22 protein-coding genes and 1 pseudogene are annotated in these 22,586 nt (G+C 67.4%); 16 read left to right on the forward strand and 7 right to left on the reverse strand.

The window, feature by feature from the left end; genetic code table 11:
* Positions 1–113: 113 nt before the first annotated feature.
* Both ABZU76_RS38125 and ABZU76_RS38130 read left to right on the forward strand, forming a co-directional pair.
* Positions 114–1,619: an aldehyde dehydrogenase gene (locus tag ABZU76_RS38125; RefSeq protein ID WP_354878923.1), complete on the forward strand. Its 1,506-nt coding sequence runs from the start codon at positions 114–116 to the stop codon at positions 1,617–1,619.
* Positions 1,620–1,704: 85 nt separating this feature from the next.
* Entirely contained in the window at positions 1,705–2,271 is a 567-nt protein-coding gene (locus tag ABZU76_RS38130; protein WP_354878926.1) for a MarR family transcriptional regulator, read from the forward strand.
* 92 nt (positions 2,272–2,363) lie between these two features.
* Here ABZU76_RS38130 and ABZU76_RS38135 read toward each other — a convergent pair whose 3' ends face one another.
* On the reverse strand, positions 2,364–3,188 hold the full coding sequence (locus tag ABZU76_RS38135; protein ID WP_354878929.1) for an alpha/beta fold hydrolase: 825 nt from the start codon (positions 3,186–3,188) through the stop codon (positions 2,364–2,366).
* A 239-nt stretch (positions 3,189–3,427) separates the two neighbouring features.
* Between ABZU76_RS38135 and ABZU76_RS38140 the strand changes: the two genes are divergently transcribed.
* The 5 genes from ABZU76_RS38140 (at position 3,428) to ABZU76_RS38160 (ending at position 9,404) form a co-directional block, all read left to right on the forward strand.
* On the forward strand, positions 3,428–4,717 hold the full coding sequence (locus ABZU76_RS38140; protein ID WP_354878932.1) for an MFS transporter: 1,290 nt from the start codon (positions 3,428–3,430) through the stop codon (positions 4,715–4,717).
* 57 nt (positions 4,718–4,774) lie between these two features.
* Positions 4,775–5,521, forward strand: coding sequence for an SDR family oxidoreductase (locus tag ABZU76_RS38145; protein ID WP_354878935.1), 747 nt, complete (start codon positions 4,775–4,777; stop codon positions 5,519–5,521).
* A 187-nt stretch (positions 5,522–5,708) separates the two neighbouring features.
* Positions 5,709–6,575, forward strand: a complete 867-nt coding sequence (locus tag ABZU76_RS38150) for an FAD binding domain-containing protein (protein WP_354878938.1) — start codon at positions 5,709–5,711, stop codon at positions 6,573–6,575.
* A gap of 22 nt (positions 6,576–6,597) precedes the next feature.
* Positions 6,598–7,080, forward strand: a complete 483-nt coding sequence (locus ABZU76_RS38155; RefSeq protein WP_354878941.1) for a (2Fe-2S)-binding protein — start codon at positions 6,598–6,600, stop codon at positions 7,078–7,080.
* A complete protein-coding gene (locus tag ABZU76_RS38160) occupies positions 7,077–9,404 on the forward strand; it encodes a xanthine dehydrogenase family protein molybdopterin-binding subunit (RefSeq protein ID WP_354878944.1) in 2,328 nt (775 codons plus the stop codon). The genes ABZU76_RS38155 and ABZU76_RS38160 overlap by 4 nt, the downstream gene beginning before the upstream one ends.
* Before the next feature lie 60 nt (positions 9,405–9,464).
* On the opposite strand, the gene ABZU76_RS38165 is transcribed toward ABZU76_RS38160, so the two are convergent.
* Positions 9,465–9,749, reverse strand: a complete 285-nt coding sequence (locus tag ABZU76_RS38165; protein ID WP_354878947.1) for a hypothetical protein — start codon at positions 9,747–9,749, stop codon at positions 9,465–9,467.
* Here ABZU76_RS38165 and ABZU76_RS38170 point away from each other — a divergent pair.
* The 3 genes and pseudogenes from ABZU76_RS38170 to ABZU76_RS38180 all read left to right on the forward strand — a co-directional run bounded on the left by ABZU76_RS38170 (position 9,739) and on the right by ABZU76_RS38180 (position 10,902).
* A complete protein-coding gene (locus tag ABZU76_RS38170) occupies positions 9,739–10,086 on the forward strand; it encodes a hypothetical protein (RefSeq protein ID WP_354878950.1) in 348 nt (115 codons plus the stop codon). The genes ABZU76_RS38165 and ABZU76_RS38170 overlap by 11 nt on opposite strands.
* Positions 10,083–10,397 (forward strand): annotated as a pseudogene (locus ABZU76_RS38175) (ATP-binding cassette domain-containing protein); the annotation flags it as partial. The gene ABZU76_RS38170 and the pseudogene ABZU76_RS38175, both read left to right, overlap by 4 nt.
* 19 nt (positions 10,398–10,416) lie before the next feature.
* Entirely contained in the window at positions 10,417–10,902 is a 486-nt protein-coding gene (locus tag ABZU76_RS38180; protein WP_354878953.1) for an ATP-binding cassette domain-containing protein, read from the forward strand.
* Between the two features lie 88 nt (positions 10,903–10,990).
* Here ABZU76_RS38180 and ABZU76_RS38185 read toward each other — a convergent pair whose 3' ends face one another.
* Positions 10,991–12,502 (reverse strand): GMC family oxidoreductase N-terminal domain-containing protein, encoded by a 1,512-nt coding sequence (locus ABZU76_RS38185; protein WP_354878956.1) that lies wholly within the window; start codon positions 12,500–12,502, stop codon positions 10,991–10,993.
* A gap of 297 nt (positions 12,503–12,799) precedes the next feature.
* On the opposite strand from ABZU76_RS38185, the gene ABZU76_RS38190 reads away from it, so the two are divergent.
* Positions 12,800–14,470: a helix-turn-helix domain-containing protein gene (locus ABZU76_RS38190; RefSeq protein WP_354878958.1), complete on the forward strand. Its 1,671-nt coding sequence runs from the start codon at positions 12,800–12,802 to the stop codon at positions 14,468–14,470.
* Positions 14,471–14,577: 107 nt separating this feature from the next.
* Positions 14,578–15,975: an aldehyde dehydrogenase gene (locus tag ABZU76_RS38195; RefSeq protein WP_354879238.1), complete on the forward strand. Its 1,398-nt coding sequence runs from the start codon at positions 14,578–14,580 to the stop codon at positions 15,973–15,975.
* Positions 15,976–16,083: 108 nt separating this feature from the next.
* Here the strand turns inward: ABZU76_RS38195 and ABZU76_RS38200 are convergent, their stop codons facing one another.
* Positions 16,084–17,403: an MFS transporter gene (locus ABZU76_RS38200; RefSeq protein ID WP_354878961.1), complete on the reverse strand. Its 1,320-nt coding sequence runs from the start codon at positions 17,401–17,403 to the stop codon at positions 16,084–16,086.
* Positions 17,404–17,599: 196 nt separating this feature from the next.
* Here ABZU76_RS38200 and ABZU76_RS38205 point away from each other — a divergent pair, with 196 nt between their 5' ends.
* The 3 genes from ABZU76_RS38205 to ABZU76_RS38215 all read left to right on the forward strand — a co-directional run bounded on the left by ABZU76_RS38205 (position 17,600) and on the right by ABZU76_RS38215 (position 19,397).
* The gene (locus ABZU76_RS38205; RefSeq protein ID WP_354878964.1) at positions 17,600–18,136 is read left to right on the forward strand and encodes an ABATE domain-containing protein; all 537 of its coding nucleotides are present in this window, start codon (positions 17,600–17,602) and stop codon (positions 18,134–18,136) included.
* Positions 18,137–18,205: 69 nt separating this feature from the next.
* Complete coding sequence (locus ABZU76_RS38210; protein WP_354878967.1) at positions 18,206–18,442, forward strand: helix-turn-helix domain-containing protein; 237 nt, start codon at positions 18,206–18,208, stop codon at positions 18,440–18,442.
* A 523-nt stretch (positions 18,443–18,965) separates the two neighbouring features.
* Positions 18,966–19,397 carry an aldehyde dehydrogenase family protein gene (locus ABZU76_RS38215; RefSeq protein ID WP_354878970.1) on the forward strand — a complete coding sequence of 144 codons (432 nt, stop codon included), beginning with the start codon at positions 18,966–18,968 and terminating at the stop codon, positions 19,395–19,397.
* 37 nt (positions 19,398–19,434) lie between these two features.
* On the opposite strand, the gene ABZU76_RS38220 is transcribed toward ABZU76_RS38215, so the two are convergent.
* Positions 19,435–19,845, reverse strand: coding sequence for a helix-turn-helix domain-containing protein (locus ABZU76_RS38220; protein WP_354878973.1), 411 nt, complete (start codon positions 19,843–19,845; stop codon positions 19,435–19,437).
* Positions 19,846–19,958: 113 nt separating this feature from the next.
* Between ABZU76_RS38220 and ABZU76_RS38225 the strand changes: the two genes are divergently transcribed.
* A complete protein-coding gene (locus tag ABZU76_RS38225) occupies positions 19,959–20,990 on the forward strand; it encodes an LLM class flavin-dependent oxidoreductase (RefSeq protein WP_354878976.1) in 1,032 nt (343 codons plus the stop codon).
* A gap of 403 nt (positions 20,991–21,393) precedes the next feature.
* On the opposite strand, the gene ABZU76_RS38230 is transcribed toward ABZU76_RS38225, so the two are convergent.
* Positions 21,394–21,618 (reverse strand): hypothetical protein, encoded by a 225-nt coding sequence (locus tag ABZU76_RS38230; RefSeq protein ID WP_354878979.1) that lies wholly within the window; start codon positions 21,616–21,618, stop codon positions 21,394–21,396.
* 242 nt (positions 21,619–21,860) lie between these two features.
* Positions 21,861–22,565, reverse strand: a complete 705-nt coding sequence (locus tag ABZU76_RS38235; protein ID WP_354878982.1) for a hypothetical protein — start codon at positions 22,563–22,565, stop codon at positions 21,861–21,863.
* Between the last annotated feature and the right edge of the window lie 21 nt (positions 22,566–22,586).

Below are 22,586 nucleotides of genomic sequence, written 5' to 3' on the forward strand. Positions count from 1 at the left end.
TCCGGGTTCATGAAAATCGTGCGCGGCGAGGGATGGTACCGCCGCCCCTGGCAGACGATGGTACCTTTGCGATAAGATAATCTTCCCGAACACCCGACGACTTTGGGGGAGTGATGAGCCAGAGCTTGGTGACCGCCGTCCGGATCGATGTCCCGGACGAGATCCTGGTGGGCGGCCGGTGGCGCACCGGCGCCGGACCGGTGCTCGAGCCCGTAGACCCCGCAACCGGGGAGGTCCTCGCGCGAATTCACGGCGCGAGCACCGCCGACGTCGAAGAGGCAGTTGCCGCGGGGGAGCGGGCCGCGGCCGACCCCGCGTGGCGCGATCTGCTGCCGCACCAGCGCGCGCGGTATCTCCACCGGATCGCCGAGCTGATCGACGCGAACGCCGAGCAGCTCGCCGGGCTGCAGACGGCGAACACTGGCAAGACGCTGACCGAGACGCGTGCACTGGTGGCCAGCGCGGCCGGGACGTTCCGGTTCTTCGCGGCGGCGCTCGAGACGCACGAATCGGCGCTCACTCCATCTCGCGGCGAGTACCTCACGATGAGAGTGCACGACCCGATCGGCGTCGTCGGTGCGATCACGCCGTGGAACTCGCCGATCGCCAGCGATGCGCAGAAGGTCGCGCCCGCGCTCGCAGCCGGCAACGCCGTGCTGCTCAAGCCGGCCCGCTGGACGCCGCTGGTCGCGCTGGCGGTCGGTCGGCTCGCCACCGAGGCGGGGCTGCCGGCCGGCCTGCTGTCCGTGCTGCCGGGATCCGGCTCAGAGGTGGGCGACGCGATCGTGCGCCACCCTGGCGTCGGCAAGGTGTCGTTCACCGGTGGCACCGAAACCGGTCGCACGATCGGCCGGTACGCGGCCGAGAAGATCATGCCCGTGACGTTGGAGCTCGGTGGCAAATCTCCGACGATCGTCTTCCCCGACGCCGACGTCGACCACGCGGTGGCGGGGGTGCTGTTCGGCATCTTCTCCTCCAGCGGGCAGAGCTGCATCGCCGGCTCCCGAGTATTCGTGCATGAGTCGATCTACGACACGTTCGTGCCGCGACTGGTCGAAGCCACGCAGCGGCTGCGAGTCGGTCCCGGCACGGAACCGGGTACGCAGGTCGGTCCGCTGGTCACGGTCTCGCATCGGGACCAGGTCGCGCGAATGGTCGATACGGCGCGGGCCGAAGGTGGCCGCGTGCTGTGCGGGGGCGAGGTCCCGGACGACCCGGAGCTGGCACGCGGTTCGTACTACCTGCCGACCGTGATCGACGGACTGCCCAACTCCGCGCGCACCTCGCAAGAGGAGATCTTCGGGCCTGTGGCCGTCGTGCTGCCGTTCACCGATGAAGACGATCTCGTGGTCGCCGCCAACGACACCGTCTACGGGCTCGCGTGCGGCATCTGGACCGCCGACTACCGCCGTGCGTGGCGGGTCGGCCGCGCGATCCAGGCGGGCACGGTGTGGGTGAACACCTATAAGCAGCTGAGCGTTTCGACGCCGTTCTCGGGGACCAAGGAGAGCGGCATCGGGATCGAGAAGGGACGGCAGGGGATCCTCAGTTACTCTCGGCAGAAGAGCATCTACTTCGGACTGAACGAGCGGCCGCTGCCGTGGGCGGGGATCGGCTGACGGCCCGCAGCTGGTTGTTAAAATACGTGAGCAGTGAAATGCTGAGCGGTGAGTGAGTGCGGTCCCGGAGCGGGGAGGCAGAGGTATGGCACGGCGTGACGTGGCGCGGCCGGACGCGGTGGACGGGATCCTGGCGCAGTGGCGGCGTGAGCTGCCGGAGGTGAACGCGGCACCGATGGCGGTGTTCGGCCGGATCCACCGGGTCTTCCTGCGCTACCAGGTGCACGTCACCGACACGTTCAACAGCTACGGCATCAACGCGGCAGCCTTCGACATCCTTGCGGCCTTGCGTCGCAATGGTGCGCCGTACCGGCAGACCGCGGGTGCGCTCGCCGAGACATCTCTGATCACCACCGGCGGGATCAGCCTTCGGGTCGATCGCCTGGAGAAGGCCGGGCTCGTCATCCGCGAACGCGATGACGAAGACAAGCGCGTTGTCTACGTTCAGCTCACCGACAAGGGCCTCGGGCTCATCGAAGAGGTGGCGGCCGAGCATTTCGCCAACGAGGAGTCGCTGCTCGTCGGGTTGACCGCGACCGAGCGCCGACAACTCGCCCAGCTCCTGAGCCTCCTCGAGAGGTCGCTCGACGTCTACGAAACGACTTCCCGGACGGAAGAGGCAGGCTCGGACCGCTTCGGCGACGCGGTCTAGCTGAACTGATCAGCGCATCATGTTGATGCTGTTGTCTTCCGTGCACGTGCCGGTGGCACGTGCACGGAAGGGCGTCGCTGGGGCCTGAGAGGTCAGCTGCCCAGCGGCGCCCGTGCGTCGACGTCGGCGAGGAACTGCCGGACCCGACCGGCGAATTCGGCGGGGTTCTCCTGGCAGACCGCGTGACCACCGCCTGGTACGACCGCGAACCGGGCTCCTGGGATACCGGCCGCCAGTGCTTCGCTCTCCGCGACTCCGGTGACCCGGTCGTCCTCGCCGACGAGGACGAGCGTCGGCACGGCGATGTCGCGCAGCGCGTCCGTGTGGTCCGTCGCCGCCATCATTTCTGCGGCGCCGCGGTACCCGGCCAGGCGCACGCGGCTCATCGTCTCGATCACCTGGTCCACGAGCGGCGCCGATGCGGAGGGCGCGAGAAGCTTCGGTCCGCGCAGGTGCGCGAACGCCCGCGAGCCGACCGCCGCCAGTTCCTCGACTCGTCGCACCATCCCGGCGCGTCCCTCCGAGGTGCGCCCTGACCCCCGCGAAGAATCGGCCAGCACCAGCGACCGGACCTTTTCCGGCGCGTGCAGTGCCATTCGTGTCGCGATCACACCGCCCCAGGAGACGCCGAGCACGTGCGCCGTCCGGTGGCCGAGCTCGCGCAGCATCGCGAAGGCCGCGTCCGCGTAGCGGTCCGCCGGCTCGCCGTCGCCGGAGGCCGGATCGTCGGACGCGCCGTAACCCGGTGCGTCCCAGGCGATCGTCGTGTGATCGCTGAGCTCTTCCTGGAACGCCGCGAAGGACGCGGACGACCCACCGATGCCGTGCAGGAGCAGAACCGGCGTGCCGGTGCCCACGAGGCTCGCGGCTACGCGGTTCGTGCGGAACACACCAGGACTGGCACTGAGCTGGGACATCCGAACTCCTCATTAGCTTAGCGGTCAGATAAGCGAGACTACTCTATGTCTGAAAGTGTTGGTACCCAACGTATCCATGAACATGACTCGACGATGGCCAAGGCGATGGCGGAAGGTGTCGGCCGATGTCACTCACATGGCGCAAGTACTTGAAGTGATCACCGGTGCCTGCTACAACTTCGAGCCAACTAATCCCTTAGGGCAAAAATATCCATTTTGGTCGTGAAAGGACCCTGGTCATGACCACACCTGAGATCCAAGCCAGAACCATCGTCCAGTCGCCGGCGAAGGTCGCCTTCGCCAGTCTCGTCGGGACCAGCATCGAGTGGTACGACTTCTTCGCCTACGGGACCGCCGCGGCCCTGGTTTTCAACAAGCTGTTCTTCCCGACCTTCGATGCCACGACCGGCACACTGTTGTCGTTCTCGACGTTCACCGCAGGCTTCGTTGCCCGGCCGATCGGCGGACTGGTCTTCGGGCACCTCGGGGACCGCCTCGGCCGCAAGAAGATGCTCGTGTCCACCATCATGATCATGGGGCTCGCGACGGTCCTCATCGGACTCCTGCCGACGTACGCCGCGATCGGAATGGCGGCGCCGATCCTGCTGGTCGTACTCCGGTTGCTGCAGGGCTTCTCCGTCGGCGGCGAGTGGGGCGGTGCGGCCCTGATGGCCGTCGAGCACTCGCCGGATGGGCGCCGTGGGTTCTACGGCAGCTGGCCTCAGATGGGCGTACCCGTCGGTCTCATCTTGGCCTCCGCGGTGTTTCTTCCGCTGGCCGCCTTGCCTGCGGACCAGTTCCTGGCCTGGGGCTGGCGCCTCCCGTTCCTGCTGAGCTTCGTCCTGGTTGTCGCCGGCCTGCTGATCCGCCTGAAGGTCTCCGAAAGTCCGGAGTTCGAGCGGATCAAGCTCCAGAAGACCGTCGTGCGGGCGCCGATCGTGGAAGTGCTGCGCAAGTACCCCGTCCGGGTCCTGCTGATCGCCGGCGCGTACCTGTCGTCCGGCATCTTCTTCTATCTGCTGGCCGTCTACAACCTTGTGTACGCCACACACGCCGGGATCAGCCGCAGCGCCATGCTCGGTGTCATCATCGTGACGTCGCTCTTCGGCCTGGTCTGCATCCCCGTCATCGGCAAGCTCGCCGACCGCGTCGGCCGCCGGCGGCTGTACGTCATCGGCCAGGTCCTCATCGTCGCGATGGCATTCCCGGTGTACTGGTCGATCGACAGCGGATCTTTGGTCCTCGTGACGATCACGTACCTCGTGAGCACCGTGGCCTTCTACCTCCCGTACGCCATCATGCCTGCGTACTTCTCCGAGCTTTTCGGTGCGGGTGTCCGCTACTCCGGTCTCTCACTGGGCACCACGGTCGGAACGATCCTGGGCAACTCGCTCGCGCCGCTCATCGCCGGCGCGTTGCTCGCCGCGACCGGGTCGGCCACTTCGATCTCCGTGTACGTGATCGCGACCGCGCTGCTGTCGCTCGCCTGCCTGCTGGGTCTCGCTGATCGCTCCCGCGAGAAGCATTGACGCAAAATAACTTAGTGCTAAAGTGATTGCGATCCGGAGAGAGAGCGAGACATCACCATGGGCCGATTCCACGGACGACGCATTCTGGTCACCGGCGCCGGTGGTGGCCTGGGTTATGCCTTCGCCGAGCGGCTCGGACGTGAGGGTGCTGAGGTCGTGCTCGCCGAACTGGATGAGCGGCGCGGCGCCGGCGCGGCGGACAAACTCGGGGCGGAGGGGATCGACGCGACGTTCGTCCGTGCGGATGTCGCGTCGGACCGCTCGATGGCGGAGGTGGCGCGATACGTCTCGGTCGGTGCGCCACTCGACGGCATCGTGGCGAACGCCGGCTGGGCCAACGGTGTCGGCGGCAAGGCGTACCACGAGTGGACGGCCGAAGCCTGGGACAAGATGATGAGCGTCAACGTCAAAGGTACTTGGCAAACGGTCAAGTACTTGGCCCCGACGATGCGGGACGGAGGGGCGATCGTCACGCTCTCCTCGGACTGCGTGTTCTGGGGTGCGCCGCTTTTGCTGCACTACGCGACCAGCAAAGCCGCGATCGTCGGCATGACTCGATCTCTCGCCCGAGAGTTGGGTGACCGGATGATCCGGGTCAATGCGATCGCTCCGGGGCTGACGAAAATCGAGGCCACGGAAGCGGTTGCCGAGCAGCGCTGGCGCGACTACGCGGAGCGCAAGTTGCTCAAGCGCGATCAGTACCCTGATGACATCTCCGGTGTGGTCGCGTTCCTGCTGTCGAACGACGCGCGCTTCGTCACCGGCCAGCTTCTCGCTGTCGACGGCGGGTTCGCGCTCCACTGAGGCCCGTCCGAACGCGTCAGCGGTCAGCCTCGGCGCGGACGGCGGTGGCAATGGCCAGGAACTGGCGAAGACCACGTCATTCGGCACAGTCATTCACGACTCGCGGTGCAACTGGACCTCGGATAACCTTAGGGCTAAGATGTACAAGTGTCTGCGATGAAGCGGCATCAAGGTGGTGGAATCACACATGCGCAACCAGGTGTTGGGCTCCGGGCTGTTGGCCGGAACGCAAACCGCCCTGGCGCCGTTCGAACTGTACCGGCCCCGGTCGGCCGAGGAAGCCGTGCAGGCGTATCACGAAGCTCCCGACGCGACGTTGCTCGCAGGGTCGACCGATCTCGTCGCACGGTTCCGCGAAGGGCTCAGTCCTCGCGCGGTCATCGCGCTGAGTGGGGTGACGGCGTGGCGTGACGTCATCGACGACGGCGACTTGCTGCGACTCGGTGCACTGGCGACGCACCACAGTGGTCCGCGCGACCTCGTGTTGCGAGAGCGGTTGCCGTCGCTGGCGGACGCGTGGGCACGCATCGCAACGGTCCGCATTCGGGCGCGCGCAACGCTCGGCGGCAACCTCATGGCTCGGCAAAGCCGGTACGAGACTCCGGTGATGCTGGCGGCGCTCGACGCCGAGCTGGAGCTGTCCGCACTGGACGGTGAGCGCCGCGTGACGTTGGCGCAGCTGTGGCGCGGGGACTCCGCACCGGCCGGCGTGCTGCACCACGTGCGCGTGCCGCTGGCAAATCTGGTTTTGTTCGACTACGAAAGGTCGATGCGGCCGCTGCTCACCGTCGCTCTGGCGGTGCGGACGCGGGGGTCTGCGCTCCGCGTCACGGCGACGGTCGGTTCGGAGTACCGGCGCCCGGTGACGGTCTGGGAAGACGTCGATGCGCCTGCGTTGTCCGGTGTGGACCCCGAAGCAGTGGGCCGCGCGCTGGCCGCGCAGCTGCCCGACGAGATCGGGGACTACGTCGGGAGTGCCGCCTACCGGCGCCGGGTCGTCGCGGTGCTGATCCGGCGGCGCCTGAACGCGTTGGCCAGGCCGGCCGCGGCGTGAGAGGAGCGATGTGAGCACGGAAGTGGAGATCAAGTTCACCCTGAACGGTCGCGTCGTCTCGATGACGGTCGCGTCGAGCGTCGTGCTGCTTACCCTGCTGCGTGAGCTCTTGGCGTTGAAGGGGACCCGGGCATCCTGCGAACGTGGTGTGTGCGGCGCGTGCACGGTGCTACTCGACGATGTCCCGGTTGCGGCGTGTTCGGTGTTCGCGTTCGAGGTCGACGGCGCGCGGGTCGAGACCGTGGAGGGCCAGCTGGTCGATGGCGAGCCTGGACCGGTGCAGCGCGCGTTCATCGAGTGTGGTGGCTTCCAGTGCGGGTTCTGTACCTCGGGGATGATCATGCTGACGACGGGACTGCTACGACACGATCCGGCGCCCGACCGGGCAACGGCCGTCGAGTGGATCAGCTCGAACACCTGCCGGTGCACCGGCTATCAGATGATCCTCGAATCGGTACAACGGGCGAGCGAGCTCACTCGCGCGGAGAAGGGGTTGGACGAATGAGCCGCCGGATCGCCGGGCGCGATACGCCCCGCCTGGACTCGGTCGCGAAGGTGTCGGGGCGCGCCGGATACGCCTATGACCGGTCGTTCCCCGGGATGCTGCACGCCAAGGTGCTGCGCAGCCCGCACGCACACGCGCGCATCATCCGGATTGACGTCGAGGCTGCCCGGGCACTGGATGGCGTGGGTGCGGTGATCACTCGCGACGACTTCGCCGGCCTGGACGCCGTGTACGGCAGCTTCGTCAAGGACGAGCCGGTGCTGGCCACCGACCGGGTGCGCTACATCGGGGATCCCGTCGTCGCCGTGGCCGCGGTCGACGAGCGGACGGCGCTCGCCGCGCTCGAGCTCGTGCAGGTCGAATACGAGCTGCTGCCGGCCGTGGCCACGATTGAGGAAGCCCTCGCGGACGGCGCACCCGAGCTGTTCCCCGAGCCGCCGCGCGGCATTGTGCCCGACTACGGCGCCGGCGCCTCGGGGGCGCTGCGCCCCGTGTCCAACGTCAGCTACGAGTTCCGGTACGAGACTGGACCGCGCGACGTGTGGGACGAGGCGGACCACGTGTTCACCGACGAATTCACGTTCTCACGGATGAATCACTACCACCTCGAACCGTTCGTCAGCGTGGCGAACGCCGACGCCGGCCACATCGAGGTCTGGTCGGCGACCCAGAGCCCCTTCCCGCTGCGCAAAGAGCTGGCGCGCATGTTCGCGCTGCCCGAGAACTCGGTGCGCGTCCACGCGGAAACGGTCGGAGGAGCCTTCGGCGCCAAGCACGGGCCGCGCGCGGAACCGGTCGCGATCCGTCTCTCGCAGCTGTCCGGCCGGCCGGTGCGCTACTGCATGACGCTGGAGGAGTGCCTGCGGACGATCAGCCAGCATTCGGCGGTCATACGGCTCACCAGCGCGGTCTGTGCGGACGGCACGTTCCTCGCGCGCAAAAGCGAGGTCCTGCTCAACGCCGGTGCTTACAGCGATGCCAGCCCGCTCGTGGTGGAGAAGGCGGGTTATCGGGTGCCAGGGCCATACCGGTGGCTGCGGATCGACTCGGTGTGCCAGGGCGTGCTGACCAACACCGTCCCGGCCGGCGCGTTCCGCGGGTTCGGCGGCACGCAGACGACCTGGGCGAGCGAGCGTCAGATCGACCTGATCGCGCAGCGGCTGGGCGTCGACCCATTGGAGCTGCGGCTGCGCAACCTCAAGGACTTGGGTGAGGAGTTCGTGCCGGGCGAAACCCCGTTCGACGCGGACATGCGTGCCGGCCTGGAGCTCGTCGCCGGGGCGATCGGCTACCGCGACCGCCCGCGCGTGCCGGGGCGGGGGATGGGGGTCGCCATCGGGATGAAGGACGGCGGAGGCGTCAACAAGCCGGCCCGCGCTCGAGTGCGGGTAGCCACTAGCGGAGACGTCTACCTGGAATCGGCGCTTGTCGAGATGGGCCAGGGTGGCCACACGGTGCTCGTGCAACTGGTCGCCGACACACTCGGCTGCGCACTGGAACGTGTCAAGTACGTCGCGGTGGACACCGACCACTCGCCGTTCGACCAGGGCACCAACGCCTCGTCCGGGATGGCTGTGATGGGCAAGGCCGTGCTGGAAGCCGCGACCCGCGTGCGTGACCAGGTCCTCGAGTTCGCGGGCGAGGCCCTCGGCGTGCCTGCGGCCGAGCTGACGCTGCACGACTGGCGCGTGACCCGGGACGGAACCGCGCAACCGGTGCTCCCGCTGATCATGCGCGAGTTCGGCGGAACGGGCTTTGAGTTCTCTGCCGACGGCTATTTCAAGCCCACGCTGACGCACGCGGCACCGCTGGAGGCGCCCTGCGTGTTCTGGGAAGGTGGCTGGGCCGCGGCGGAGGTCGAGGTCGACGTCGAAACGGGTGCCGTGAAGGTGCTCCAACTGGTCGTCAGTGGGGACGCCGGGGTGATCGTCAACGCGCGTGGCGCCAGGGGCCAGGAGGAAGGCGCGGCGGTCCAGGCCCTGGGGCAGGCGCTGTTCGAGGAGCTGCGGTTCGAAGGGCCGGACCTGCTCAACGGCGAGGCGTTGCTGTACCGCGTGCCGCTGGCCGAGGACCTGCCCGCAGTGTTTCGCAGCATCACGCAAGAACAGGGCCACGGCGCCGGGCCTCTGCGCACCAAGGGCTTGGGCGAAGGGACGATGCTGCCGGTCGCCCCCGCCATCGCCGCCGCGATCGCCGACGCCACCGGCGCACAGGTTACCGGACTGCCGATGTCACCGGAGCGCGTTCTCGACGCGATCGACGCCGCGGTGGTCGGGGCGCCGATCGCGGCGGAAACGGAAGTCCACAGTGGCGTCGCCATGTAAACCGGGTGGCGATGTGCTGTCGGACTCGGTCTCCGGTGAAGTGCCGTGCCGGAGACCGAGTCAGGCGGTTTTCGGCGACGACTCGCGGTCCTTCGCGGCCGTATTGTTCCCCTCCGTGCCGACGGCTTCGATCCCTTCGCGGACGCCGTCGAGGTGGGCGGTAATCCACGCCGCGGCCGCCGGCAGGTCACCGTCGGCAACGCGGTCGATGAGGTCGATGAGGTCGACGTGTTTGCTCGTCGGGCGGTGACTGAAGCGGAAACTCAGCAGGTATCGCCCGACCGCGCTGCGCAGCTGTTCGATCATCTGCACCAGCATCGGGTACGACGACAACGTGTTCGCCACGCCCGACTGGCTGGCGAAGAACGAGCCGCTCGCCGTCGCGTTCAACAAAGCGCTGCTCGATTCCTACGTGTGGTTCAACGACCCCGCGAACACCGACGCGGTCGTGAACGAGGCGTTGCAGATCCAGCCGGCGGCTGACCGGGCACAGACCGCCCAGCTCTTCGCGTTGCTGCGTCAAGCCAACGCCTACCCCGTCGGAACCATCCTCGACACCAGCTTGCTCGACCAGCAGCAGAAGCTCTACCTGCAGGCGGGTGCGCTCAAGGCGACGGCGCCGGTGGCACAGTGGGTCGACGCCTCCTACGCCAAGAAGGCCAAGGGAAGTGGGCAGAAATGACGCATGCGACAGCAGGCGCGACTGTGGTCGTGTCCCGAGTGGGCAAGCGCTACTCGCGCCGCCGGGGCTCGGCGAACGTGACCTTGCGCAACGTGAACCTCGACATCGCGGCCGGCGAGTTCGTCAGCCTGGTCGGCGCGTCCGGGGGTGGCAAGACGACACTGATCAGGATGATCGCCGGGCTCGCGCCGTACAGCTCAGGTTCCATCACGGTCGACGGCACCGTGGTGCGGGGCGTGCCGAAGCGGCTTGGGTTCGTGTTCCAGGACGCGGCGCTGATGCCGTGGCGGACGGTCCGGGACAACATTGTGATGGGCCTGAACGAGACCGGTGCCGACCTCGGTCGTCGCGCTATCGAGACGAGAGTCAAGGAGAAGTTCGCGCTCGTGGGGCCTCACCGAGTACGCGGACTACTACCCTCGGCAGCTCTCGGGCGGCATGAAGCAGCGCGCCGGCTTGGCCCGCGCTCTGGTGAGCGAGCCCGACCTGCTGCTGATGGACGAACCTTTCGGCGCACTCGACGCCTTCACCCGCCTGCGGTTGCAGGAGGAGCTCGCCGCGATCGTCGCCAGCTCGAACACCACCACGGTGTTCGTGACGCACGACGTCGACGAGGCGGTGTTCCTGTCCGACCGGATCGTGGCGATGACGCCGGCGCCGGGCACGGTGAAGGAGATCGTGTCAGTCGACTTGCCGAAGCCCAGGCTGCGCCGGCAGGGTTTGCTCGACAACCGCTGCGCCGCTGAACTCCGCGACCGCGTCGTGCGACTGGTGATCGAGGACAACCTTCCTTCGCGCCCTCTCGCGAAAGCATGATCGGACGGAGCGAGCAGTTTGCTCACGAAGCACTTCGCTGCTGGAGGTGCTTCGCGAGCAAACTCGTGCTCAACTCGGCATCAAGAGGTCAGCCTGCGATCCATTCGGCCGCACGTTCGGCGATCGCAAGAACGGTGGCGTTCGTGTTGGCGGAGACGATGGTCGGCATCACGGAGGCGTCAGCCACGCGGAGGCCTTCGATTCCGTTGACCCGCAGTTCGGTGTCGACGACGGCTGCAGGATCGCTGCCGAGCCGGCAGGTTCCGACCGGGTGGTGGTACGTAGAGGTCGCTCGGATGATGTGTTCCCTCAGAGACGAGTCATCGTCGAACTCGTGACCGGGCATTGCTTCGCCGCCGCGCACGATGTCCATCGCGGAGCTCGCGCCGATCCGCCGGGCCAGGCGAAGTCCGGCGATCGCGGTTTCCACATCCCTTTGGTCGCTGAAGAAAGCCGGGTCGATGGCCGGCGGGTCCGCCGGATCGGTCGTCGTCAGGGTGACCGTTCCGCGGCTTCGTGGCTGTAGCACGCTGACCAGGATCGAGTAGCCGTTGGCAGGCCCGGAGAGGTTCGGTGGGAGATAGGGGACGTCGCAGAAGAGCAACTGGACATCAGGTTGGGCAAGCCCTTCGCGGGTGCGCAGGGCCGCGGCGGCGTCCGCGTGGATATTGGTCGGGGCCGGGAGTTCTCCGGCTGCGGAGTAGACGACGGGGACGAGCACGTGGTCGTGCAGGTTGCGGCCGACCTCGGGCGCGTCGGCGCGCACGTGGAGGCCGAGCCGCTCGAGTTCCGCAGCCGGGCCTATGCCCGAAACCATGAGCAGTTGCGGTGAGGCGATGGTTCCGGCGCAGAGCACAACCTGGCCAGCGTAAATCCGACGCTGCTCGCCGGCCTCCAGATAGTCAACACCTGTGCATCGGCTGTCCCGGATGATCAACGATTGCACCGCTGCGTTCCGCACGACCCTCAGATTCGGCCGGCCGAGGTTGGGCCGCAGATAGCCGTCGTAGGCAGACTGGCGGCGGCCGTCCGGAGTGTTGAAGTCCAGCCATGCGCCGCCTTCCTGCGCCTCCCCGTTGAGGTCCTGCGAAAGGGGCAGCCGCAGTTCCTCCAACGCTGCCATCGCTCCTTCGGAGACGGGGTGTCGCAGGCGGCCGGGGCCGACGCGCATGGGCCCGCCGACACCCCGGAAGCGTGAGTCTCGGCCGGATGTGTCTTCGGTGCGCTTGAAGTAGGGCAGCATCCGGTCGTACGCCCAGCCTTTCGCCCCCGCTTCCTCCCAGGAGTCGTAGTCTTGCCGGTGCCCGCGCAGATGCACCATCGCGTTGATGCCGCTGGAACCGCCGAGCACCTTCCCCCTCGGGTAGACGAGCGCGCGTTGACCGAGCGCGCGCTGGGGAACTGTCTGGAACCCCCAATCGACGGCGCTGCCGAACAGATTCGGCCACTCGCTTGGCTCCGACATCGCGGCCGGTCCGGATTCGCCGCCCGCCTCGAGCACGGTCACGGTGACATCCGGGTTCTCGGTGAGCCGGGAAGCGATGACGCAGCCGGCGCTGCCACCCCCGACGACAACGACGTCACAATTCGGTTCAGTCATGGTGATTCCTCTCGGAAGTGGAGAGTTCGGAACAGCAGAGAGAGGTGAAGATCGGTCCGGCCACTAGCCGGACGGAGAGGGCGGGGTCCGGTGGCGGCCGGACGCGCGCGAAGGCTGGGCTCCGCGCCGGGCCGGTCAAGCCTGGCTCGCGTGTCTCAGCGCCGCGAAATGTAGCTTAGATATAAGCTACCGTCAACGACGGTACTTGCCTCGCCTGCGCATATTTCGGCTTGAAGCGCACGTGGAACGCCATCGTTTAAGTTGATAGATAAGGCACCACTGACGACGGAGTAGTCAATGAAGACCCTGCGTCCGGAGATCGAACGATCGTGGCACCGATCGGCCCTCAGCGGTCTCAAGCCCGGTGAGCACATCGACACCTCCCGCGCGACGACGGTCGACCGGGAAAGCCGGCTGCTGCAGGCTGCGAGGCCGGTGCTGGATTCGATCTCCGCTCAGCTTGCCGGCACTCGCTACGCCATCATGCTCGCCGATCGCAACGGCCGGCTCGTCGACCTGCGCGCCGGCATCTCTCACATCCGCGACCGGCTGGAAGCCGTCGGCGCGGTCCCGGGGAACGCCTATTCGGAAGCGACTTCCGGCACCAACTCCATCGCCGCGGTCTTCGAGACGGGCACCGGGTTCGCAGTACACGGTGCCGAGCATTACCTCGAGGTCCTCAAGCCGTACTCCTGCTACGGCGCTCCGATCTCTGGCAATTTGACCCGTCGCAGGGAAGGCGTCCTGTGCATCACGTGCCTGGCGGAGGACGACAACGAACTGCTGGCCGCGGTCGCCGGGCGCGCGGCCCGCGACATCGAGGTGCGCCTCCACGACACTGTGCGCTTCACGCACCGGCGATCACTCGCAGCCTTCGAAGCGGCTGCGGTGCGCACGAGAGGCCCGTTGCTCGTCCTCGGCCCTGATCTCCTGATCGCCAACGACAGCGCCTCAGACCTGCTGGTACCCGCCGACCACGCGGCGTTGCAGGTGCTCAGCCGCGAATGCGGGCGTGGATCCGCCGCGGGAGCGGTCGCGCTCACCCTTACGTCGGATCTGCAGGTCGCCGCGACGTTCGAAGAGATCCCCGACTCCGGCGGAGCCGTCCTCGTCACGCTCGATCGCCCCGACCGGCGTCGTGTCGTTCCACGGCGTCGCGGCGCGAGTGCGGTGGGGCCGTGGCGTGCGTCTGTCGGGCGTGAGCTCGATCGACACCGTGGCTGCGACACGCCGGTGCTCATCGAAGGCGAACCCGGTACCGGCCGCAGTTCTGCGGCGCGACACTTGGCCGGTGCGAACGCGATCTGCGCCCTGGACGGCATCGGCGACATCGTGCGTGCCGAGGTCGACGGGCACAGCGTCACGGATGTCTTGCTCGTCGACGACGCTCACCTGCTGGTGCCCGCCAGTGCTACCCGGGTGCGCAGACTGCTGGGCCGACCGGGACTGCGTGTTGTCATGACCAGCAGCCCCGGTCTTCCGCCCTCAGGCGAGGTCGCGGCGCTCTTGGCCTCGTGTCCCGTCCGGATTTCGCTGCCTTCGCTGCGGGAGCAGCGCGAGCACATCCCGGCTGTCGCGGCGGCGATGCTGCGAGATCACCCCGCTACGACGGCTCATTTCGACGGCTCCGCTCTGCGCGCCCTCGTCGCGCACGAGTGGCCCGGCAATCTCCGCGAGCTGAGTGCGGTGGTCGACTACGTCGCCCGGCGACGATCGGCCGGGGACATCGCGGTGGAGGACCTGCCACCGCAGTACCGGGCCGGTTCACAGCCAGTTCAAGGCGCACTTTGGCAAGCAGAACGTGACGCAATTGCGCGGGCGCTCGCGCTCTGCGGCGGCAACAAGGTGCGCGCCGCCGAGGTACTGGGAATCAGCCGGACGATGCTGTACCGCCGAATCAGAGTGTTCGGGCTCGATGCTGGTTCGTGGGCTGTCGCCGAGCCGGGTGTATCGAACAAACACACTTAGCCGACGCCCTGGCGGGTCACGCTGTCCTCGTCGAACCGCACACCTGACGGACAGGAGTCCGCGTGGACGCACACCAAGACCGGCTGTACCTCGGCGGCGAGTGGGCCGTGCCGAGCAGCGAAGCGACGATCACCGTCGTCTCACCGAACACGGGAGTACCGATCGGGTCTGTCGCAGAGGCCCGGGAAGCCGACGTCGACGCAGCGGTGGCGGCCGCTCGCGTCGCCTTTGACGGCCGGGGCGCGTGGCCCCGACTCAGCTGCTCGAACCGTGCTGCAGCTATGCGGCGTTTCGCCGAGCAACTTGATCTTCGCAAGGATGAGTTCGCCCGGGCGGTCTCCGCCCAGAACGGCATGCCGATCGCCGTCTCGTCGCAAGTTGAGGCCGCGTTCCCGGCGACATTGCTCCGGTACTACGCGGACCTGATCGAAGCCCAGCAGGACGACCGGCGAAGCGGGCTCTTCGGTGGCACAGTGGACGTACTCCGTGAACCGGTGGGAGTCGTCGCCGCCATCGCGCCGTGGAACTTCCCCCAGACCATGGCGTTCTGCAAGATCGCCCCCGCATTGGCGGCTGGTTGCACTGTGGTGCTCAAACCGTCGCCGGAGACGGTGTACGACGCGGTGTTGCTGGGTGAAGCGGCGGCTGCGGCGGAGCTTCCCGCAGGCGTCCTCAACATCGTTCCCGCCGGTCGTGACGTGGGCGCTTACCTCGTGGCGCATCCCGGCGTCGACAAGGTGGCATTCACCGGTTCGACCGCAGCAGGACGGCAGGTAGCCGAAACGTGTGGACGGCTCCTTCGGCCGGTTTCGCTCGAACTCGGTGGCAAGTCGGCGGCGATCATCCTTGAAGACGCTGTGCTGGACCTCGGGACCATCGGAGCCGACTTGTTCGGGGCAACCTTCGCCAACAACGGCCAGACGTGCTACCTCAGCACACGCATCCTCGCTCCGGCCAGCCGGCACTCCGAAGTCGTGGAAGCCATCACGGAGTTCGCTTCGTCGCTTCGGATCGGCGAATCGCTCGATCCCGACACTCAGATCGGGCCACTGGCCGGAGAACGCCATCGAGAACGGGTTGAGGGCTATATCACCAAGGGCCGCGCGGACGGTGGGAAGATAACCACGGGTGGCCGCCGCCCGGCCGACCGCTCGGCGGGGTGGTTCGTCGAACCCACGGTCTTCACGGACCTCGACGCGGCGTCGGCGGTGGCCCAGGACGAGATCTTCGGGCCGGTCGTTGTCGTCCTCCCCTACACAGACGAGGACGACGCGGTGCGCATCGCCAACGAGTCGTCGTACGGCCTCGCTGGTTCGGTGTGGACCGCGGATCCGGGACGCGGCCGTGCGCTGGCCCGGCGCATGCACACCGGGAGCGTCGGCATCAACGGCTACGTCCCTGATCCCGTCGGTCCCATCGGCGGCGTGAAGAACAGCGGCATCGGCCGTGAACTGGGGCCGGAAGGTCTCGCCAGCTACCAGAACCTGAAGTCCGTGTTCAGCTGATGCGCACGACTAGGGGACAACGCGGACTACCGGGCCGGACGGACTGATCTTCATGAGGTCACCCGGGCACCTCGACGAGATCGCCGAGGTGCCCGGGCGACTGTTCCGTCAGGCCGCCCGACTTTCGGCGACGTCCCGGTTGCCAGCGGCGCCGAGGCCGGCCGCGGTCTGCGGCACGAGCAGGGCGAGCAAGACCATGATCGGGACCGTCCAGCCGTTGCTCAGCTGGTGCACTGCGCCGAGCGCGAGCGGTCCGGCGGCGGCGAGCAGGTAGCCGAAGCTCTGGGCCATGCTGGACAACTGCGCCGCGTGGCGGCCGTCGGGGGAGCGCAGAACGATGAACAACAGCGCGAGCGCGAACGCCGCGCTCTGGCCGAAGCCCAGCAGCACGATCCAGAGGTACGCGCCGGCCGCGGGAGCGAAGATCAGGCCGATGAGGCCTCCGGCCGTGAGGACTGCGACGAGGACGGCGAGCAGGCCGGCTCGGCCGCCGCGCACGGCCAGCAGCGGGGCGGCGAACGCGGCGGCGATGCCGAGCAGGTTCGCGAGCGACAACAGCCAGCCGGCCACTCCGGACGACAGACCCGCGGTGACGAGAATTGACGGCAAGTAGGCCGTGGTCGCGTAATAGCCGAGGGACTGGAGGCCCATGAAGGCGGTGACGAGCCAGGCGACCGGATGCCGCCAGAGTCCGCGAACCGGATGTGCGGCGAGGTTGACCTCGCCGGCCGTCTGTCGCGTGTGGCGCCGGACCTGCGGGGCCCAGACGATGAGCGCCACGACTGCGAGCAAGCCCCAGAGCGCCAGTGTGGTCCGCCATCCGGTGTGGGTGGCACGAGCTATGGGCACGGTGAGGCCGGCGGCCAGTGCAGCGCCGATGGACATCGACATCGAGTACAGCCCAGTCATGAGACCGACCCGGGACCCGAAGTCCCGCTTGATGATCCCGGGCAGCAGCACGTTCGCCACCGCGATACCGGCGCCGATCACGACGGTGCCGGCCAGCAGCGAGGCGGTGGACGGCACCAGCCGCAACGCCGTGCCGACGACGATGGTCGCCATCGCGGCGTACGCGACGGGTTCGATCCCGAACCGGCGGCCCAGCCTTGGCGCGACCGGCGCGAGCAGGCCGAAGCACAGCAACGGCAGCGTCGTGAGCAGGCCGGCGAGCGCGAACGACATGCCGGTGTCCTGCCGGATCGTGTCGAGGATCGGCGACACAGCGACGATCGAAGGCCGCAGGTTGAGCGCCAGCAGCGCGAGCCCGACGGCGAGGAAAAGCACGGCTTTGGCGGCGGGCGATGGCAACTGGCTTGTCCGCTCGAGGCGGTCCTTGTGGATCCGCCAGCGGCCGGCCGGCCGGCCGCTGGGGCGGCCTGGGACATCGGTGGCCAAGGACGAGCCGGGGGCGTCCGGGTTGGTGCTCACAGCGAGTCTCCTCTTCACGTGTGCTTCTGAGCTATGTTATGACCGTAGCGACTTCAACATTAACTCTTAGCTCTAAGATTGCCAGTGGGAGTGAGAGCTGTGTTACTGATGTGCCTAACCGGCCGGGGTAGCATCAGGTATGGCCGCAGGTGTGGAAGGTTCGCGTGGGAAGCACGCTCCATCGTCGGATCCCGACGTGGAGCTGGTGGTGGACTTCGCCAACACGCACGTCGACCGGTTCGGCCGGGTCGAGCGCTTCGGCGACGCTGCCGGCCTGTCGGCGTGGCTGGCCGAGCACGGCTTCGCCGAGGCGGCTTCAGATGCAACAGAAGCGGACGCCGCTTCCGCGCGCGAGTTGCGCGACGCCGTGATCACCCTGCTGCTCAGTCATTCCGATGATTCGGAGGTGAGTGAGCAGACCCGCGACGAGACGGAGGACTTCCTGCGTCGCACCGCTCTCCGCTATCCGCTCGTGGCCGTAGCGAACCACGATGGCGCCGACCTGGCTCCGGCTCACGACGGGCTCCCGGGTGCGTTCGGCAGCGTCTTCGCGGCGGTGACCAAACTCGGGCTGAAGGGTTCGTGGAGTCGGCTCAAGGCGTGCCGCAACCGAGGTTGCCACTTCGCGTTTCTCGACCGCACTCGCAACGCATCCGGCGCGTACTGCAGCGGTACGTGCAGCAGCCAGGTCGCGATGCGCAAGTACCGTCAACGTCGACGTGCGACGTCCTGAAACCGGCAGATCCGAACGGCCGGAAGCCGCGAGCCACGGCTGTTTCCGGTTCGGGGCTCGCGGCTTCGGTTGCACCGGCTCGGTCGGATCGGGTCACAAGGCTCGCGGCCGGTCCGGGGCGCACCGTGGCAGGCCGAGCGCGACGCGATCGCCCGGGCACTCGCCGGGTGCAACGGCAACAAGGTGCGCGCCGCCGAGTTCCTCGCCATCAGCCAGACGATGCTGTACCGCCGTCTGCGCTCCTACGGACTGGACGCGAACTCCTGGACCGTCTTCACTCCGGGTGTATCGAACGAGAAAACTTAGCCCCCGCGTCCGCCACGGTACGCTTGCGCCGTTGAAGCACATCCGACGGACAAGTCCGCGTGGACGCACACCATGACCAGCTGTACATCGGCGGCCAATGGGTCACGCCGAGCAGCACGGCGACGATCACCGGGGCGTCACCGAACACCGAATCGGACCTCGGCTCCGTGGCCGAAGCTCGGGAAATCGATGTCGACGCAGCGGTCGCGGCCGCTCGCGACGCCTTCGACGATCCGGGCGGCGGCACTCGACCTCGCCACCATCGAAGCCGACCTGTTCGTGACCGAGTCCGCGGCTTCGCTCAAGGTCGGTGAATCCCCGGATCCCACAACGCAGATCGGGCACTGGCGGGCGAGCGTCATCGCGATCGGGTCGAGCGTTGGATCGCCAAGGGCCGCGCGGAAGGCGGCAGGATCGCGACGGGTGATGGGCGTCCGGCCGGCCTTACTTAGGGGTGGTTCGTCGAGCCGACGATCTTCACCGACATCGATCCCGCGTCGACGGTGGCGCAGGAAGAGATCCCGTGGTCGTCGTCCTGCCCTACGTCGACGAAGATGACGCCGTGCGCGTGGCGAACAACTCGTCGGACGGCCTCGACGGCTCGGTCTGGACCACCGATCCCGACCGCGGGCGTGCACTCGCGGGACGCGTGCACACGGGCAGCGTCGGGATCAACAGTTATGTCGCCGACCCCTCCGCCCCGATCGGCGGCGTGAAGAACAGCGGCATCGGTCGCGAACTCGGGCCCGAAGGTTTTGGCGAGCTACCAGAACCTGAAGTCGATCCTCGACTAACGGGGCGCTCGCGAACAAGGCGGCATCCTATGCCCGATCATGGGATGCCGCCTCGTCGAGAACCGGACCGGCAGCCCGAGGTGCTGGTCACGCGAATGGGGTGGCGGATCAGCGCACTTCGTGTGTTTCGGAAAACCGATAGTGTGTTCCGGTGGAAATGAAATCGCGTATCGGATGTGCGATGGCTTGAGTGCTAGCTCACTTTGCGGGTCGGCCAGGCGCAATTTCGCGAGACCTCTCGTCGAACTCGCTCCGAGCGTCGTCGATCGCTGCCATGTTCTCCAGGCTCCAGCGGACGAGGGGGCGCGTCGCGGCGAGGAGCGTTTTCCCCAGGTCTGTGAGCCCATAGACGACATTGGGTGGCATCACGGCGTACACCGTGCGCGTGATGATCCCGTCGCGCTCCAGCTCGCGCACGGTGGAGGTGAGCATCTTCTGGCTGATGCCCGCGATACCGCGCTTGAGCTCACCGAACCGTTGCGGGCCAGCCTCCAGGGTGTCGACGACGCCGAGTGACCACTTGTTGGCGACGAGGTCGAGGATTTCACGCGCGCGGCAGTTCTGCCCCACGGCGAGTGAGAACGTCGGTTCCGGGTACGGGGCGGCCATGGTCACCTCCAGGAAACTCTGTCACGGGAAAGTGCCTGATTGACGAGGCCAACCGGGCAACTTCAGACTACCAGTGATTAGTTTCGCGTTGCCTGCGCGACGGAAGGACTCGGGTGAGATTCGAACTAGGTGTCTACAGCTTCGGTGTAGCGGGACGCGACTCCAACGGTGACGAGGTCAGTACCGCTCAAGCGGTACGCAATGTGCTTGCACAGATCCACGTAGCCGAGCAAGTGGGGCTCGACTTCTTCGGCGTCGGGGAGCACCACCACGAGCAGGTTCCGGTGTCGTCGCCGGTCTCGCTGCTGGCCGCGGCCGCGACCACGACGTCGTCGATCACCCTCTCGACCGCCGTGAGCGTGCTGTCGACCGATGACCCGATCCGTCTCTACCAGCAGGCTGCCACCGCGGCGATCCTCGGGGGAGACCGGGTGGAGCTCATCGTCGGCCGCGGGTCGTCGACTGAGTCGTTCGCGTTGTTCGGTTACGACCTCGATGATTACGACCGTCTGTACGCCGACAAGCTTGGCCTCCTCCTGGCCGTCAGCGAGCGGGAGCTGGTCACCTGGCAGAGTGCCTTCCGGCCCCCGCTCGAGGATGCACTCGTCGTGCCTCGGCCCGACGAGCCACTGAAGATCTGGGTCGGCAGCGGCGGGAGTCCCGGTTCGTCGATCCGCGCCGGATCCGCGGGACTGCCGATCTCCTACGGCATCCTCAGCGGAACCCCAGCGCGCTGGGGAGAAGTGGGGCAGCTGTACCGACGCAGCGCCCAGGACAACGGCGTTGACCCTGCACGGCTGGAGATCTCAGTGGCATCCCACGGGTTCATCGGCAAGAACGGGCTCGCCACCAAGCAACGTTTCCACCGTCACGAGATCGCTTCGTTCGCGCTCGCGGGCAGGACGCTGCCTTCGCGGTGGGAGGCCGTCGAAGCGAACTACTCACCTGGCGGCATGGTGTTCGCCGGTGAGCCCGAGGAGATCGCGGAGCGCATCATCGACCTGCACCGGCACCTCGGCCACCGGCGGCAGTTCCTCCAGATGGATATCGGCGGGATGCCCCAAGCCGACGTGCTCACCTCAATCGAGCTCCTCGGCACCGAGGTCGCTCCGCTCGTGCGGGCCGAACTCGCAGGTGAAAAGTAAGGACGCAAAGCTCTGCGCGCACGCGGCGAAATTGTGTGCGTATCCGGATCTCGCGCTGGCCGCGCAGATAGGCGATCTCGGTGATGGCCTGAGACACGAACTTCGGGTCGAGTGGGTGGAGGTGCGCCGTCGCCGGCGGCTCCTCGCGGATGCCTTCGCTCGGAATGGTGTTGGCCGTCTGCAGTGCGAGCTGCACTTGCCGCGACGACCAGCCGCCGTTCGACCCGTACAAAGACAGCCGGGCGACCCGGTCGGGGCAGTACCCGCTGCCGTTGGGCGTGACTCGCGCGCCGCGCCCGGCCAGCCCGCCACCGGTGACGCCCCCGCCGTCACGGCCACCAGACTCAGCGAAGATAACGGCGGCCGACAACGGGGCCTTGACAACGACCTTGCTGGTTGCTGGTCAGCTCGCTCGGCGGGTCCCAAGCTGCTGGTCCGATGCGATGCGCGCCATCTCGAGCTCTTGTGCCACCTCGGCGGCGATGAGCTCGACATGTAGCGCACTGAGTGAGCCGGTGTCCTCACCGCTGTGCAGTGCGAGCCCGCGATGGCGCCGTACGAGCCGATCGAGCGAGTCCAGCAGACGGTCGGTGACGGTCTGCCGGGCGGGATTGTGCGCTGTTGACACCCTCACCACTTCCTCTCTCCTGAATGGGTGCGTGATCTCAGCTAATCCAGGCACCTATGGTCCAGTCCGTATCACCGCGGGTGAAGACGGCGCTGCCACTAGCAGTGGCACTACCCGGGCTTGCCCTACGGAGTATGGGTCGCCGAGGTCTCGTCATAGCCGCTCGCCGGGCGTTGATCGACGGATCACGCTTTCACGCTTGGGGATCCCGGAGGGCGCCGGTGACGCCCGGTGCGGACTGGTCATGGGGCCATGAGGGTGTCGATGAGGTCGTCACCCAGGTCTTGGGTGGGTCCGCGATAAGGGAGCTTCGCCTTTCGATACCACTCGAGGGGTGCTTCGGGATGGGGACCGCACAACCCGACCTTGCCGTGTCCATAGGGAGTGACGAGTGCGGCGATAGATCCGTTGGAATAGCACGCCAACACGGTGGCTCCGCTGGTCCGGCGTATGGGCACCATGAATCCGCCGTCCTGGAAGTACATCTGCCGGGTGGTGTCGCGCCATGTGATCGGAATGACGGCGGGGTCCGGGGTCCGCACCGTCGCCCCGGGGGAGGAATAGTACTCGTCGACTCGGCCACGGAACAGGTTGAAGAAGCCGGGTTCGGCCAGGAATCCACCCATGCAGATTCCCAGGTAGCGGCCGCCGGCATGGACGAAAGCGCGGATCGCGGACTTGTCGTGCTTCTGGCGTCTGTAGGCAGCATCATCGTCGCCGGCGGCGCCGGGCTGAGCGTAGAGCCGCACACCGGGTAACTCCAGCGCCTTGCGTACGGGAATCGTCCCGTTCGGCCCGGCGGTGATCACGTCGAAGTTCCAGCTCGTCGCGGCGGTGAGCATCGCCGCCAGAGCGTCGGTGTCGTCCCCGTCCGCGGCTCCGGTCGTGTCGTCGCTGTAGACTACGGCGACGGGGCGTGGGCCTGCGGGGTGGCTGTTCGATGTCATTTGCGGCCTCTCTGCGAGTAG

The organism is Amycolatopsis sp. NPDC005232 (assembly GCF_040607795.1).
Lineage (GTDB): Bacteria > Actinomycetota > Actinomycetes > Mycobacteriales > Pseudonocardiaceae > Amycolatopsis.